15 protein-coding genes and 1 tRNA gene are annotated in these 13,760 nt (G+C 66.3%); 10 read left to right on the top strand and 6 right to left on the bottom strand.

Annotation, left to right across the window (positions count from 1 at the left end; translation table 11 throughout):
* Position 1 precedes the first annotated feature (1 nt).
* Both J5M86_RS08035 and J5M86_RS08030 read right to left on the bottom strand, forming a co-directional pair.
* On the bottom strand, positions 2-223 hold the full coding sequence (locus J5M86_RS08035) for a helix-turn-helix transcriptional regulator (protein ID WP_188061117.1): 222 nt from the start codon (positions 221-223) through the stop codon (positions 2-4).
* The gene (locus J5M86_RS08030) at positions 224-838 is read right to left on the bottom strand and encodes a DUF2975 domain-containing protein (RefSeq protein ID WP_188061118.1); all 615 of its coding nucleotides are present in this window, start codon (positions 836-838) and stop codon (positions 224-226) included.
* Between the two features lie 264 nt (positions 839-1,102).
* Here J5M86_RS08030 and J5M86_RS15760 point away from each other — a divergent pair, with 264 nt between their 5' ends.
* Entirely contained in the window at positions 1,103-1,495 is a 393-nt protein-coding gene (locus J5M86_RS15760; protein ID WP_208964997.1) for a hypothetical protein, read from the top strand.
* Positions 1,380-1,709, top strand: a complete 330-nt coding sequence (locus tag J5M86_RS08020) for a hypothetical protein (protein WP_208965169.1) — start codon at positions 1,380-1,382, stop codon at positions 1,707-1,709. Before J5M86_RS15760 ends, J5M86_RS08020 begins: the two co-directional genes overlap by 116 nt.
* A 90-nt stretch (positions 1,710-1,799) precedes the next feature.
* On the opposite strand, the gene J5M86_RS08015 is transcribed toward J5M86_RS08020, so the two are convergent.
* Both J5M86_RS08015 and J5M86_RS08010 read right to left on the bottom strand, forming a co-directional pair.
* Complete coding sequence (locus tag J5M86_RS08015; RefSeq protein ID WP_188061119.1) at positions 1,800-3,107, bottom strand: TrpB-like pyridoxal phosphate-dependent enzyme; 1,308 nt, start codon at positions 3,105-3,107, stop codon at positions 1,800-1,802.
* A 179-nt stretch (positions 3,108-3,286) separates the two neighbouring features.
* A tRNA-Pro gene (locus J5M86_RS08010) sits at positions 3,287-3,360 on the bottom strand.
* Between the two features lie 159 nt (positions 3,361-3,519).
* On the opposite strand from J5M86_RS08010, the gene J5M86_RS08005 reads away from it, so the two are divergent.
* Complete coding sequence (locus J5M86_RS08005; protein ID WP_188061120.1) at positions 3,520-6,351, top strand: M6 family metalloprotease domain-containing protein; 2,832 nt, start codon at positions 3,520-3,522, stop codon at positions 6,349-6,351.
* A 3-nt stretch (positions 6,352-6,354) separates the two neighbouring features.
* Here J5M86_RS08005 and J5M86_RS08000 read toward each other — a convergent pair whose 3' ends face one another.
* The gene (locus tag J5M86_RS08000; RefSeq protein ID WP_188061121.1) at positions 6,355-7,500 is read right to left on the bottom strand and encodes a MalY/PatB family protein; all 1,146 of its coding nucleotides are present in this window, start codon (positions 7,498-7,500) and stop codon (positions 6,355-6,357) included.
* Between the two features lie 69 nt (positions 7,501-7,569).
* Between J5M86_RS08000 and J5M86_RS07995 the strand changes: the two genes are divergently transcribed.
* A complete protein-coding gene (locus J5M86_RS07995) occupies positions 7,570-8,589 on the top strand; it encodes a magnesium transporter CorA family protein (protein WP_244328267.1) in 1,020 nt (339 codons plus the stop codon).
* 6 nt (positions 8,590-8,595) lie between these two features.
* Here the strand turns inward: J5M86_RS07995 and J5M86_RS07990 are convergent, their stop codons facing one another.
* Positions 8,596-9,774, bottom strand: a complete 1,179-nt coding sequence (locus J5M86_RS07990) for a DUF2207 domain-containing protein (protein WP_188061122.1) — start codon at positions 9,772-9,774, stop codon at positions 8,596-8,598.
* A 98-nt stretch (positions 9,775-9,872) separates the two neighbouring features.
* On the opposite strand from J5M86_RS07990, the gene fdhD reads away from it, so the two are divergent.
* From fdhD to gcvH, 6 genes are all read left to right on the top strand, one after another.
* Positions 9,873-10,733, top strand: a complete 861-nt coding sequence (fdhD, locus tag J5M86_RS07985; RefSeq protein ID WP_188061123.1) for a formate dehydrogenase accessory sulfurtransferase FdhD — start codon at positions 9,873-9,875, stop codon at positions 10,731-10,733.
* A gap of 10 nt (positions 10,734-10,743) precedes the next feature.
* On the top strand, positions 10,744-11,331 hold the full coding sequence (locus tag J5M86_RS07980; protein ID WP_244328266.1) for a CDP-alcohol phosphatidyltransferase family protein: 588 nt from the start codon (positions 10,744-10,746) through the stop codon (positions 11,329-11,331).
* A gap of 65 nt (positions 11,332-11,396) precedes the next feature.
* A complete protein-coding gene (locus J5M86_RS07975) occupies positions 11,397-12,221 on the top strand; it encodes a DUF881 domain-containing protein (protein WP_188061125.1) in 825 nt (274 codons plus the stop codon).
* Positions 12,218-12,550, top strand: a complete 333-nt coding sequence (locus tag J5M86_RS07970) for a small basic family protein (protein ID WP_188061126.1) — start codon at positions 12,218-12,220, stop codon at positions 12,548-12,550. The genes J5M86_RS07975 and J5M86_RS07970 overlap by 4 nt, the downstream gene beginning before the upstream one ends.
* The gene (locus J5M86_RS07965) at positions 12,547-13,326 is read left to right on the top strand and encodes a DUF881 domain-containing protein (RefSeq protein WP_188061127.1); all 780 of its coding nucleotides are present in this window, start codon (positions 12,547-12,549) and stop codon (positions 13,324-13,326) included. The genes J5M86_RS07970 and J5M86_RS07965 overlap by 4 nt, the downstream gene beginning before the upstream one ends.
* Before the next feature lie 23 nt (positions 13,327-13,349).
* Entirely contained in the window at positions 13,350-13,739 is a 390-nt protein-coding gene (gcvH, locus tag J5M86_RS07960; RefSeq protein ID WP_188061128.1) for a glycine cleavage system protein GcvH, read from the top strand.
* Positions 13,740-13,760 lie beyond the last annotated feature (21 nt).

The following is a 13,760-nucleotide window of genomic DNA, read 5'->3' as shown; positions in this document are numbered from 1 at the left end:
GTCAGCGTTCGCAGCTGAACAGGTCGGCGACCTCGCACTGCAGCACATCGCACAGGGCAGTGAGTGTGGTGAACCTGATCGCCTTGCCACGGTTGTTCTTGAGCACCGAGAGGTTCACCACGGTGACCCCCACCGCGTCGGCCAGGGCCTGCAGGGTCATGTCGCGTTCGGCGAGCAACTGATCGAGGTGACAGACGATCCGGTGCGGTTCGTCGACCGGCACTCAGATCACGCCTTCCAGGTCTTCGCGCATCCGGGATCCTGCTGCGAAAGCCTCGCTGATCACGGCCGTCAACAGACCGAGCACAAGCGGTAGGAAGCTGATCTGCACGCTGAATCCGTTCGGTTGGAGCAGGTCAGTCAGGCCGGCTTGTGAGATGACGACGATGTCGCCTGCGCTGGAAGCGAACGGGACCGCGATACCGCCGACGATGAGCAGCGCCGAGAGCGCCCGCAGTCGCCGGACGTTCTGCGGTCGGAAAGGACGACCAGCCGACACGTCTCGCGCGACTGCATGGATGAGCCACAGTCCGGTGATCATCAATGCTGCGATGAGCAGGCCGGGCAGCAGGAAAGCAAGATGGGCGGTCGCTCCCTGCGAAGGCACCTCCACCTGTGCCGATCCGAAGTCGTACTTCAGCTGAGCCGAGTCGAGGGCAGGGGCGGTGGCGTCACCGTCGTAGGTGACCGGGATCGGGTCGCCGTTGATCCAGCGCCACAGCGGCACGCCGACCGCCGTGATGGCCACGGCGATGGCGCCGATTCCGAGCACGATGCTGAGGAAGGCGCGGTCGGCGGCACCGAAAGACATGCGGCTGCGCGGTGTGGTTCGGGTCATGTCGATCACTCCAGAGGTCGGTTGTGGATTCGTGCTATCGAAAAACGATATGCATATCGTTTTTCGATGTCAACAATTCACGCTGAAAACTTCGTGGTCAGCGCAAGCCACTACACGACCGGCGACAGGACTAGCTGTCGCGAGTGACTTCGACAGGGGTGTTCCGGACCAAGGACGTCGACGACGTCCTGAAGCAGAACGAGGAGAAGGGAGACGGCCACCATCACGCCCGCCTGAGCAAACGCCTGTCGTCCCTGTGACCTCATGGGTTTCGGCATCGGCATCGTCATCGGAACGGGCATCTTCACGCTGACCGGTGTCGAGGCGAAGAACCATGCCGGACCGGGCATCGTGATCTCGTTCGCGATCGCCGGTGTGGTGGCCATGCTCGCCGCGCTCTGTTACGCGGAGCTCGCTGCGGCTGTGCCGCGGCAGGTAGCTCCTACACCTACGCCTACACCGCGATCGGGTGAGATCTTCGCCTGGATCATCGCGCGGGACCTCATCCTGGAGTTCGCGCTCGGAGCCGCGGTCGTGTCTCGTGGCTGGTCGGGATATCTCCAGGAATCCTTCGGGCGTCATCTGCACGGTGCTCTACCTGGCCGTGTGCCTGGTGCTCACCGGAATGGTGAAGTTCGACCAGATCTCCGAAGGTGAGCCGATCGCCGACGCCTTCGACCAGGTCGGGATGGGCCGGGCGAAGGTGCTCGTCGGAATTGCCGCGGCTGGCTTGATCTCGGTGATCCTCGTCGACATCGTCGCCATGGGGCGCGTCGGCTTCGCGCTCTGCCGCAGCCACTCCAAGCTTTCGGGTGCCGCTCAGGCGCGGGCCGTTGAGCAGGAGATGGGCGAGAACGAGATGCGCGACTGATCCGCGCTGGTTGTTTCGAGTAGATGCGAGGCGGGCGGAACTCTTCAAGAGTTCCGCCCGCCTCGTTGGTGAAGATCGTGCCGTGAGGCGTCAGTTGCCTTGTCCGGCAAGGTGATCGGCGTAGGCGGGCAGATCGAGGACGCCGTTGCCGCTCAAGCCGATCAGGATCGACTTCTCCTCGCCGGTCTCGGCGAGGCGCTTGGCTTCGCGCACCGCGCCGGCGATGGCGTGGGTCGACTCCGGTGCCGGGATCAACCCTTCAGCGCGCGCGAAGATGACGCCCGCCTCGAAGGCTTCGTCCTGGCCGATCGCCAAAGCCTCCATGAGCCCCAGGTGCACTGCGTGCGAGACCATCGGCGACATCGCGTGGTAGCGCAGCCCGCCGGCGTGGATCGGGTCGGGCACGAAGTCGCGGCCGAGGGTGTACATCTTCATCAGCGGCGTGAGGCCCGCGACGTCACCGTGGTCGTACTCATAAGTGCCCTTCGTCAGCGACGGGCAGGCTTCGGGCTCGACCGCGACGAGTCGTGAGGTGGTGTTGCCGTCGAGATTCTCCCGAAGCAGCGGGAAGGTGAGCCCGGCGAGGTTGGACCCACCACCGGCGCAACCGAAGACGACGTCCGCCTGCGTCTCGCCGAAGATGGCGAGCTGCTTGAGCACCTCCTCGCCGATCACCGTCTGGTGCAGCATCACGTGGTTGAGCACCGACCCGAGGGCGTAGCGCGCCTCAGGGTCCGTTGCGGCAGCTTCAACGGCTTCGGAGACCGCCATACCGAGCGAGCCGGTGGTGCCCGGGAACTGCTCACGCATCTGCCGGCCCGACTCGGTGAGTTCGGACGGAGAGGAGTGGATGGTTGATCCGTAGGTCTCGATCATCATGCGGCGGTACGGCTTCGACTCGTACGACGCGGCGACCTGCCACACCTCGCAGGTCATGTCGAACATCGCGCACGCCATCGCCAGCGAGCTGCCCCATTGGCCGGCACCGGTTTCGGTCGTGACCTTCTTCACGCCGTCCAGGTGGTTGTAATAGGCCTGTGCCACAGCGGTGTTCGGCTTGTGCGAGCCCACCGGGGACGAACCTTCGTACTTGTAATAGATGCGCGCCGGGGTGCCGAGCACCTTCTCCAGGTTGCGGGCACGCACCAGGGGAGAGGGCCGCCACGTCTTGTAGATCTCACGCACCCGCTCCGGGATCTCGATGAACCGCTCGTCCGAGACTTCCTGGGCGATCAGACCCACGGGGAACAGCGGCGCCAGGTCATCCGGACCCACCGGCTCCTTGGTGCCAGGGTGCAGATGCGGCGGCAACGGCTCGGGGAAGTCGACCAACAGGTTGTACCAATGGGTCGGGATCTGCGATTCGTCGAGGACGACTCGGGTCAGCTCTTCGGGCATGCGTTTCCTCCTGATGGGTCTGCTCTGCGCCCGAGGCTAGGTGAGCAGGTTCGCCCGCGTCGGCTGATTCCGCACTTCGTCCGGAGGGCGAACAAGACCAGCCTGGCGGCGTCGAACTCATCAAAACCAAAACGGGCTCTAACTCCGCGTTTCCGCAGGTCAGAGCCCGTTTTGCTGTGTCGGGCTGACAGGATTTGAACCTGCGACCCCTTGACCCCCAGTCAAGTGCGCTACCAAACTGCGCCACAGCCCGTCGGCTCGTTGCTGAACCTCCGGAATATTAGCCGACCCCTCCCGCCTCGCACGAATCGGCCTCGCCTGACCGGACGCCGGGCCGATCTCAACCGCGTGGGCAGTAGGGAACAATGGCGTTCGATCCACCTCGGATCCCACACCAGAGGACAGATTCTTCGTGAACCGACACACGCTCCGATTCCTGCGCGCCGGCGTCACGGCGCTGGCCGCGACCGCTTTGGTGGCAACGGGCGGCTCCGCGGAGGCGGCGTCCGCACCCTCGAACCTCAGGACTGTTGCGACGCTTGCTGATTCGGCGCCGGTGAAGCAGCCCGGCCCGCGCTCGGAGCGTGCGGTTCGCGGTGTGCCGGTCAACCCGAAGCAGCACGTGCTCACTCAGCCCGACGGCCGCAAGATCGTGGCGCGGCGGCACGGCGACTCGGCGCGTAACTGGTGGACCAGCAACGGCGCCACCATCGTCAAGGATAAGACCGGCACGTGGCGATATGCGACATCCCTCGACGCCAAGGGTCAGCCCGCCGCGGCAGGCGCACCGGTCTCGGATGCAGCCCCCGCGCCGAAGGCCGCCAAGGGCCTGAAGCCGAGCCGTGACGCTGTCGCCGTCCCGACCAATCCCGCGCCGCAAGGCGCTTCGGCGCTGACCAACGTGGGTTCGCAGAAGACGGTTGTCATCCTTGCGCAATTCAGCAATCGCAGCTCAGTCGGATCGACGCCGGCGCAGTGGGCTTCCAGCTTCTTCGGCAGCACCAATAGCGTGCGGGCGTATTACAAGGTGGCCAGCTACAACAAGCTCGATGTCGCACCCGCGGCAGAGACCAGCGGTGCCGCTGACGGCGTGATCGGATGGGTGACGCTTCCGATGGCGCATCCAAACTATGGCGCGGAAGTGGGCGCCTCGGCGCAGCAGGTGACAGCGGAAGCCATCAAGGCGGCCAATCCCTACATCGACTACTTGTCCTACGACACCAACGGTGACGGTGTCATCTCACCGAACGAGCTGCACATCACCGTGATCGCCGCGGGTTACGAAGCGTCGTACGCCGGGCAGGACTCTTCCTGTGCGCCGAACCTGTGGGCCCACCAGTGGAGCTTGTCCACGCCGCCCACGGTCGACGGCGTGAGGGTCGGCGGCCAGGGGTACACGCAGTTCGGCGAATCGCACTGCGAGAAGGCATATCCCGGCGAGGCTCACCGGGCGACGATCGGTGTGATGGCCCACGAGTTCGGCCACGACCTGGGGTGGCCCGACCTCTACGACACCGACTTCTCCAGCGAAGGAGTGGGCGACTGGAGCCTCATGGCGTCCGGTGCGTGGGGCACCAAGCCGGGAAGTCAGACGCCGGGGGACGCACCGATTCTTCCGGACGCTTGGAGCAAGTACGTGCAGGGATGGATCAACCCCACGCCGATCACCGGCACCTCGACGGTGGCAGTCGGTCAGGCAGCAACCGCCAACTCGACCTATCGACTGCTCGACAACCCCGGCGGTGCCGAATACAACTGGAGAATTGGCGGCACCGGTGAGTACTTCCTGGTGGAGAACCGCCAGCCGACCGGGCTCGACATCGCCCTTCCCGGCTGTGGCCTGCTGGTCTACCACGTCGACGAGACCCGGCGGGACAACGACAACGACGGGGCGCGACTGGTCGACGTCGAGGAAGCGGACGGCAACAACGGCCTTGACCGTCCGCGGTACGTCGGGTCCGCCGCTGATCCGTGGCACGGTGTGACCGGACAAACATCGTTCAATTCTTCGTCCACGCCCAACTCGTTCACCAATGCCGGTGCCAGCACCCCCGCAGCAATGACAGCTACCGGCGGCTGCGCGTCGACCATGAACGCCACGCTGTCCGCGGGCCCGACCGGACCCTCGGCGGGCACTTTCGTTCCCGTCGCCCCCGCCCGTGACCTCGACACCCGCACGACGACGAAGGTGGCGGCGAACCAGGCGGTCGACGTGCAGGTGACGGGTCGCAACGGGGTACCGATCGCGTCGCAGGTCGACGCCGTCGTGCTCAACGTGACCGCCGTGCAGCCGACGGTGAGCGGGTACGCCACGATGTTCCCGGCCGGAACCACGCGGCCGACAGCCTCCAACCTCAACTTCAGGTCTGGAGTTACGGCGACCGCGAACCTTGTCATTGCCAAGGTCGGAGCGACCGGTGCCGTCACCATCCACAACGGCTCCTCGGGAGGGACCCACTACCTGGCCGACGTCGTCGGCTACTACCTGAAGGCCGGCGCGCCGGCGGGCAGCAAGTACACCCCGACCAGCCCACGGCGCATTCTCGACACCCGCACTGACTCAGCACTCGGAGCCGCGCAGACGCGGCCGCTCACCGTGGCCGGTGGCACGACCGGCGTGCCGAGCAACGCCACCGGTGTCGTGATGAATGTGACTGCGACCAACACAACGGCGAGTTCCTACCTCACGGTCTATCCGAACGGACGCTCCCGCCCGACCGCGTCGAATCTGAACTGGCCGAGCGGCACGGCCGCGATCGCCAACCTCGTCTACACCCCCGTCGGTACCAACGGGCAGGTGCGCCTCTACAACTCCGCTGGAAACACTCACCTGTTGGCCGATGTCGTGGGCTGGTTCGGACCGTCCGGTCAGTTCGTCTACCACCCGACCGCGCCGAAACGGATCGTTGACACCCGGGTGCCGCTCGGTGTGCCCGCCAAGGCTCGCCTCGGCGCCGCCCGCACGATGACCGTCGATCTCACCGGGGGCACCACGGGCATTCCGGACGACGCGAAGGCTGTGGTGGTCAACGCCACGGCGGCCAACACCACGGCAGGCAGTTACCTCACCGTGTGGCCGGCCGGTAACGCTCGCCCGACAGCCTCCAGCCTCAACTGGGCAGCGGGTCAGACCGTGCCCAACCTGGTCTCCACGGTCGTGGGGAGCGGGGGAGCCACCTCGGTCTACAACAGCGCCGGCGTCACCGACGTCATCATGGACCTCGGAGGCTGGTACGGCCTCTGACGGTCATCCGGCCAAAGCGATCCTGGTGATCGCCTCGGTCAGGATCTGCGGTGAGGTGGCGAAGTTGAGCCGCGCGAAGCCGCGCCCGGTGACCGGCCCGTACTGGATGCCGCTCGACAACGCAACGCCTGCGGTGCTGCGCCAGTGGGACGCGGGATCGTCGCCCAATCCCGTTGCGCGACAGTCGAGCCAGGCCAGATAGGTGGACGCCGGCGGCGTGTAGGCGATGTTCGGCAGGTGCTCGCTGAGCAGGTCGGCGAGCAGGTGCCGGTTCGCGTCCAGCTCGGTGCGGAGTTGGCGCAGCCAGTCTCGGCCGTCCCGGAAGGCAGCGACGTGCGCCAGGATGCCGAAGTGACTGGCTCCGTGGGTGTGCATGTCATGCATGAGCCGCAGCCGCGGGTCGACGTTCTCGCCGGAGATCACCGCGGCGGACTTGAGAGCCGCGAGGTTCCAGGCCTTGGACGCCGAGATCACGCTAAAACCGGTCGACCCTCCAGGCACCGTCAGGTAGGGGGTGAACGCGCCCTCGAACACCAAGGGCGCATGGATCTCGTCCGACACCACGGTCACGCCGTACTGGTTCGCCACTTTGGCGAGAGCGGTCAGCTCAGCCGCGGTGTGCACGGTGCCGGTCGGGTTCTGCGGGTTGCTCAGCAGGTACGCCGAGCGGCGGCCGGTTGCTGACACCCGGGCGAACTCGATTTCGATTGCGGCCAGATCAAGACGGCCGTCGGCGCCCAGCGGTGCGTCAGCCGCGTGCCGTCCGAGCATGTCGATGAATCCGTGGAAGGAGTCGTAACAGGGGGAGGAGACCACGATGCTGCCCTCGACATCGGTCACCTCGCGCAGCACCTCTGCCACGCCGATCATCGCATCGGCGACCACGGTCACCCGCGAGGCCGGAATCCGCCATTCCCATGTGTCGGAGGCGAATTCGGCGAGCGCCTCGGCATACCGCGGCCCCCAGCCGTAACCGGTGTCGCCGCGTCGCACCGCTGCAGAGATGCTCTCCACCACAGCCGGGCACGGCTGCGCGTCCATCTCAGCCACCCACAACGGCAGCACGTCTGGGCCGAAGGCCTCCCACTTGACGCTGGTGTGGGTTGAGCGCGCCTGGGCGGAGGTGGCCGTGAGGATCTCGTACTCCATGACCTGGAGCCTACGAGCCATGGATGCCGGCCCCGCGCTCTGCTCCAGAACTGCCCTAGCCTGATCGCCATGGGTATGGGGAGCGGCACGGCTCAACTGAATTGCCGAGTGTGGCGCGACGGCGAGTTGGTCGCGCAGACGGTGGGCCGCGACGAGATCCTGGCATCGCTGCGTGACCCCACCACGCTGGTGTGGCTCGACCTCGTCGACGCCAGCCCGGCGCACCTCGAGCCCTTGATCGAGGCGCTGCACCTTCCGCCGACCGAGGTGGAGGACGCATTCGCCAGGCACGAGCGCCCGAAAGTGAGCCGACACGGTGACCACCTGTTCTTCACCGCATATTCGGCGCAACTCGTGGGTGGCGATCGCCGCGACGACCACCAGGACCGGCTCGAGGTGCACCAGATATCGGGCTTCATGCTGCCGGCGGCGCTGGTCACGATCAGGGGCAGCGACTTCGACATGGAGCCCGTACTGCGCACCTGGGACGACAACGCCGACCTGCTGCAGTACGGTCCCCGCGCGCTGGTGCACGGGCTGATGGACACGATCGTCGACGGTCACTTCGCCACCATCCAGACCCTCGATGACGAGATCGAACGCCTTGAGGACGTGCTCTTCGAAGCCGACCGCACCGGTCCGCACTTCCTGCGGGAGGTCTATGCGATGCGCAAGAACCTCGTCGCGCTGCGGCGAGTCGTGCTGCCGATGCGCGAAGTGGTCAACGGACTGCTACGGCACGCCGGACGAACGAACACCGAGCTCGACAGCTGGTTCGACGATCTCTACGACCACATCCTGCGCGCCGCCGAATGGACAGAATCCCTGCGCGACATGGTCACCTCGCTGTTCGAGACGAACCTGTCGTTGCAGGACGCACGACTCAACACCACCATGCGTCAACTGGCAGCCTGGGCGGCCATCATTGCCGTACCCACGGCAATCACCGGGTGGTTCGGACAGAACGTGCCCTACCCAGGGTTCTCCAAGCCCGCGGGTCTGTGGATGAGCGCGGTGCTGATCGTCGCCCTGTCGAGTGGGCTGTGGTGGGTCTTCCGCAAGCGGGGTTGGTTGGGCCGTTCGCTCTGAGCGGCCTCAGAAGTCGATGCAGCCGAGGTCGCAGCCGTCGCAGCCGTCCAGGCACCCGTCCGCCTCGCTGAAGATGTCGCTGGCCGAGGAGGTGAAGTCGCCGAAGGCGCTGGTGACGTCGGCCAGGCCGCCGGCGATGTCGACACCGCTGGCCACGTCGATCAGGGCGCCGATTCCGTCACCGGCAAGGTTGAGGACGCCGTCCATCGCATACCACGCCATCGGATCGAACATCACATCGCCGAAATCGCCCATCGCCCCGTCGAACTGGGCCCGCTTCATGACGTCGCCGATGACCTTCGCCCATCGGTCGGCCAGCCCGAAGACGATGGCGAACGGCAGGTAGCGGGTGAAGAGCCCGGCCGCTTCCTCGAACTTGATCTGATCGGCCTCGGCGGTGGCGAGGTACTTCTCGAAGCCGAGAGTCTGGATGCGGGCGGCGGTGCCTTCTGCAGTGCGCGGAGCACGTCCGCGTCCGAGCGTGAAGAACAGCACGGCGGCAACCGCCGTCGCGGCAGGAATCGCAAAGGCGTACACGGCGTCCTGCTGCTTCCACAGCTGGTACGCCCCACCGGCTGCCACCGCGCTGCCGATCAACAGCAGAATGCCGATCACCGTCGTCCATGAGCTGCGCGATCGCGGGTGCCTGCGATACCAACCGCGGTTGATCATCTCTCGGTAGAGATCGATCTGCACTTGGCGCAGCGTCAGACCGAAGTGCTGCTTGAGCGTGCTCATCAACACGGGTGCACCGTGCGGGAAGAGCGCGGCCATCATTCTCTGCTCGGCCGGGGAGAGCTGATCGTCTTGCGGCGCATGGGTGTTCGGCACCAAGCGCCAGTCGTTCGCGCCGAGCTTCTCGATGACGAACCACCCGCGCAACGACAGATCGACCAGCATCGCCGCGAGGTCGCGCGCATCGACCTTGCCGTCAACAACGGTGCCGGCAACCGCCGGGCCGATGCCCCGGGGAGGGGAGAAGGCCACCGCGACCGTGCCCTTCCATTCCTTGCCCCCGCGCACCCGCCTGGTCGACGCCGCTCGCGGGTCGGCGGGCAACAGTCCTGGGGTGACGCCGGTGAACTCCTCGTCGCGGCGGCGCCACCACAACCAGACCACGGCGATCACCGCGAACAACAACACCACTGCAGAGACGCCCAATGCCTCCACGTCAGTCTTCGTCACGTGCCCCGACCTCCGACGTACTCTCGTGCCATGTCCGTCCCGACCCTACGTTCATCACTCGACGCCGAACTCGGGCGCCTCCCGGCTGTGGACAACTGATGGGGCGTCGCACGGCACGCAGGCGGCTCACCCAGGTCTCGTTCACCGGCGCGCAGGTGCGCATCAGGGAGCGCGCCGAGGAGGTTGCGGTCGAGGAGCCCTTGGAGATCCGGGTGGCGGGGCAGACCGTCACCGTCACGATGCGGCTCCCCGGCAACGACATGGAACTCGTCCACGGGCTCCTGGTGGCCGAGGGCATCGTGCACGCCAAGGACGATGTATTGGTCGCGAGGTACTGCGCCGACACCGACACCATGAATGTCATCGACGTGACGCTCAGCGACGGCCCGCGTCCGCTCCCGGTGAACGCCCAGCGCACGCTGGTGATGCACGGCGGCTGTGGGCTCTGCGGCAAGGCGAGCATCGACGCGATCACCGGCTCCTGCCCGCCCGCGACGGTCGAAGTGGATGTCGTCGACGCGAGCGTCATTCGCGGGCTCGCTGACAAGCTGTTGGCACAGCAACCGGTCCGGGCTCGCACCGGCGGGACGCATGGCGCCGGTCTGTTCACCCGCAGCGGAGACCTGGTCGTAGCCCGGGAGGACATCGGGCGACACAACGCCGTCGACAAGGTGATCGGCTGGTCGGTCATGAACGACCACGACCGCAGCGCGGACGTGCTGATGGTGTCGTCCCGGGCCTCCTTCGACATCGTGCAGAAGGCAGCCATGGCCGGAATCGGGGTGCTGTGCTGCGTCTCGGCTCCGTCGGAGTTGGCCATCGATGCTGCTCAGGAAACCGGAGTCACCCTGGTGGCCTTCGACCGTGGTGACCGCTTCACCATCTGTACCCATGCCAAACGGATCACGATCGGAGCACAGCCCGCACCTGCATCGGACGCTGTCGGCGTCGACGCATAGGCTTCGCCGCGTGGAATCGACGAATGGGGTGAGCGGGCGCATCGTGACAGTGCCCAACGCCTTGTCGTTCCTCCGGCTGCTCGGCGCACCCTTCTTCTTCTGGCTGATCCTTGCCGAGCACGACTGGTGGGCACTGCTGGTGCTGGTGATTTCGGGCTTCACCGACTACGCCGATGGCAAACTGGCCCGCCTGCTCAATCAGACCTCCCGCCTGGGCCAACTGCTCGATCCTGCGGCCGATCGCCTCTACATCCTGGCAACGATCGTCGCGCTCGCCATCCGCGAGGTCATCCCGTGGTGGCTGGTGAGCGTGCTGCTGGGTCGCGAGGTCTTCGTGGCTGCTCTCGGCCCGGTCATTCGCCGTCACCGGTTGCCGTTGCCCCCGGTTTCCTTCATCGGCAAGGCGGCCACGTTCAATCTGATCTACGCCTTCCCGTTGGTGTTGCTCGGCGAACAGGGCGGCGCAGTCGGCGAGTTCGCACGTCCGCTGGGTTGGGCTTTCGTGTGGTGGGGTACGGCGCTCTACTGGGTGGCCGGCTTCTTCTACGCCGTCCAGGTGCGCCAGATGGTTCATGACAAGAGCGCCCGGACACGCTGATGCGGTTACGCCTGCCCAAGCTCGCGCCCGAGCGACAGCCTGGTCCCCGAGATCCGGCGGCGTCCATGAGCCTCATCAATGACGTCATCCGGCATCCGCTCGACCCCGCGTACGAGGCGGAAGCGCAGAAGCGCCGGGCCGCGGGCCTGCCGCCGTCGTCCGGCACCCACTCGCCCCTGCTCGTGCTCGCGGTCTTCCTCATCGGCTTCGGCCTGGCCATGAGCGCCATGGCGCTGCGGGTGCCGCTGGGCGAGGCCAAGAAGACCCATGACCAACTCGTCTCGCGGATCAACGACGGTCAGAAGCTGATCGACACCCGCTCCGGCTCGGTGAAGTCGCTCGACGGCGAGATCGCTCGGCTGCAGGACTCCGCCCTGGCCCGGAGCAACAAGCCGGACGTCAGCAATGACCTGCGCGACCTGGAGACCCTCACCGGGGCGGTCGCGGTCACCGGAGCCGGGGGAGTGCTCACGGTGAAGGACTCCACCGGTGCCGGCACGGACGCGCAGGGCGACCCACGCAGTGGTTCTTCCGATACCGGCCGGGTCAGCTCCTCCGACCTGCAGGTGGTCGTCAACGGGTTGTGGCAGGCCGGCGCCGAGGCCATTTCGATCAACGGCCAACGGCTGACCTCGCTCAGCGCGATCCGGTTCGCGGGGCAGGCGATCCTGGTCAACTTCCGTCCACTCGTGCCGCCCTACGCCATCTCGGCGATCGGACCCTCGACGATGTACGCCGACTTCCAGAAGAACAGTGGCGGCACCTACCTGGCCGGTCTGACGAAGGGCTTCGGCATCTCCTCGGCCTACGACGCCCGCAAGAACCTCTCGATCCCGGCGGCACCGTCGGTCGCCCTGAACTATGCACGTTCCGCGAAGGAGAACAAGTGATTCCTGCTCTCGGCCTGGTGGCCGGTCTCGTGCTCGGTGTCGTGTTGTCCCCGGACGTCCCGCTGTGGCTGCAGCCGTATCTGCCGATCGCCGTCATCGCCGCGCTCGACGCAGTGTTCGGCGCGGTGCGAGCGGTGCTCGACGGCATCTTCGACGACAAGGTCTTCGTCGTGTCGTTCCTGTCCAACGTGTTGGTCGCCGCCTTCATCGTCTTCCTCGGTGACCAGCTGGGAGTCGGTTCGCAACTGTCGACGGGTGTGGTCGTCGTGCTGGGTCTGCGCATCTTCAGCAATGTTGCCTCCATCCGTCGACACCTCTTCCACGCATGAGCCAGCAACAGGACGACTCCACTCCCACCTCTGGTCAGGGCCCGGTCAGCACCAAGTCGCAGGGCTGGGGACGCCTGGCCCGCATGGGCCGGCCACGCCTGACCAAGGCCAATCTGCTGTCGACAGTGCTCGCGCTGCTGCTCGGGTTCGCGATGGTCACCCAGGTGCAGCAGTACCGTGCCTCGGGCCTGGAAAACATGCGTCAGGAAGACCTCGTGACGCTGCTCGACGGTGTCAACCAGCAGGGGAACAAGCTCGGTCAGGACATCGACCGGCTCACCCGCACCCGCGACTCGCTGCGTTCCGGCGGCGGTGACGCCGCAGCGGTCAAGGCCGCCGAAGACCGTCTCGCGGCGCTCGGCATCCTCGCCGGCACCATGCCGGCGACCGGCCCGGGCATCGAGATCACCGTGACTGATCCCTCGAGCAAGATCTCCGCCAACAACATGCTCGACACCGTCCAGGAGTTGCGGGACGCCGGCGCCGAAGCGATCCAGATCGGCTCGGTGCGGGTGGTGGCGAACAGTTGGTTCGGCACCTCGCTCGAAGGCAAATTGATCGTCGATGGGCACGTGCTGACCGGCCCTTATGTCGTTCGCGCGATCGGCGACTCCCACACCATGTCGACCGCCCTCGCCATTCCCGGTGGAGTCGTGGAGACGTTGCGCCAGTTGGGAATTAGCGCCGCCGTGCAGTCGAAGAGCTCAATTGCGGTGACTGCGTTGCGGTCCGAGAAGACGCCTGGATACGCTCAGCCGGACACATCACCGCGATAACGCGCCTTGCGACAGGAGACATGATGAGCGAGCTCGACTACCCGGCCGACCTTCGTTACACGAGCGACCACGAATGGGTGCAGGACAAGGGCGACGGTGTCGTGCGCATCGGCATCACCTCTTTCGCACAGGACGCGCTCGGCGATGTCGTCTACGTGAGCACGCCGACCGTGGGCGACACCCTGTCGGCGGGCGACTCGTGCGGCGAGGTCGAGTCGACCAAGTCGGTGAGCGACCTCTACGCGCCCCTCGAGGGCGAGGTCACCGCGGTCAACGAGCAGCTCGAGGCCACGCCCGAGTTGGTCAACTCCGACCCCTACGGCGAGGGCTGGATGTATGAACTCAAGCTGGCCGACGCCGATGCTGCTGGCGAACTGCTCGACGTCGACGCCTACAAGGCATCGCTGAGCTGACCTGTCCCGACGACGAATTGA

It is taken from the genome of Yimella sp. cx-51 (genome assembly GCF_017654605.1).
Classification (GTDB): Bacteria; Actinomycetota; Actinomycetes; order Actinomycetales; family Dermatophilaceae; genus Yimella.
This window is presented reverse-complemented; position numbering and strand designations above follow the sequence as displayed.

Coding starts and splice junctions, on each gene's coding strand:
- gcvH (WP_188061128.1), top strand. CDS start 13,350: ATGAGCGAGCTCGACTACCCGGCCGACCTTCGTTACACGAGCGACCAC.
- J5M86_RS08030 (WP_188061118.1), bottom strand. CDS start 838: ATGACCCGAACCACACCGCGCAGCCGCATGTCTTTCGGTGCCGCCGAC.
- J5M86_RS07995 (WP_244328267.1), top strand. CDS start 7,570: ATGGGTATGGGGAGCGGCACGGCTCAACTGAATTGCCGAGTGTGGCGC.
- J5M86_RS08000 (WP_188061121.1), bottom strand. CDS start 7,500: ATGGAGTACGAGATCCTCACGGCCACCTCCGCCCAGGCGCGCTCAACC.
- J5M86_RS15760 (WP_208964997.1), top strand. CDS start 1,103: ATGGGTTTCGGCATCGGCATCGTCATCGGAACGGGCATCTTCACGCTG.
- J5M86_RS07975 (WP_188061125.1), top strand. CDS start 11,397: ATGAGCCTCATCAATGACGTCATCCGGCATCCGCTCGACCCCGCGTAC.
- J5M86_RS08015 (WP_188061119.1), bottom strand. CDS start 3,107: ATGCCCGAAGAGCTGACCCGAGTCGTCCTCGACGAATCGCAGATCCCG.
- fdhD (WP_188061123.1), top strand. CDS start 9,873: ATGGGGCGTCGCACGGCACGCAGGCGGCTCACCCAGGTCTCGTTCACC.
- J5M86_RS07965 (WP_188061127.1), top strand. CDS start 12,547: ATGAGCCAGCAACAGGACGACTCCACTCCCACCTCTGGTCAGGGCCCG.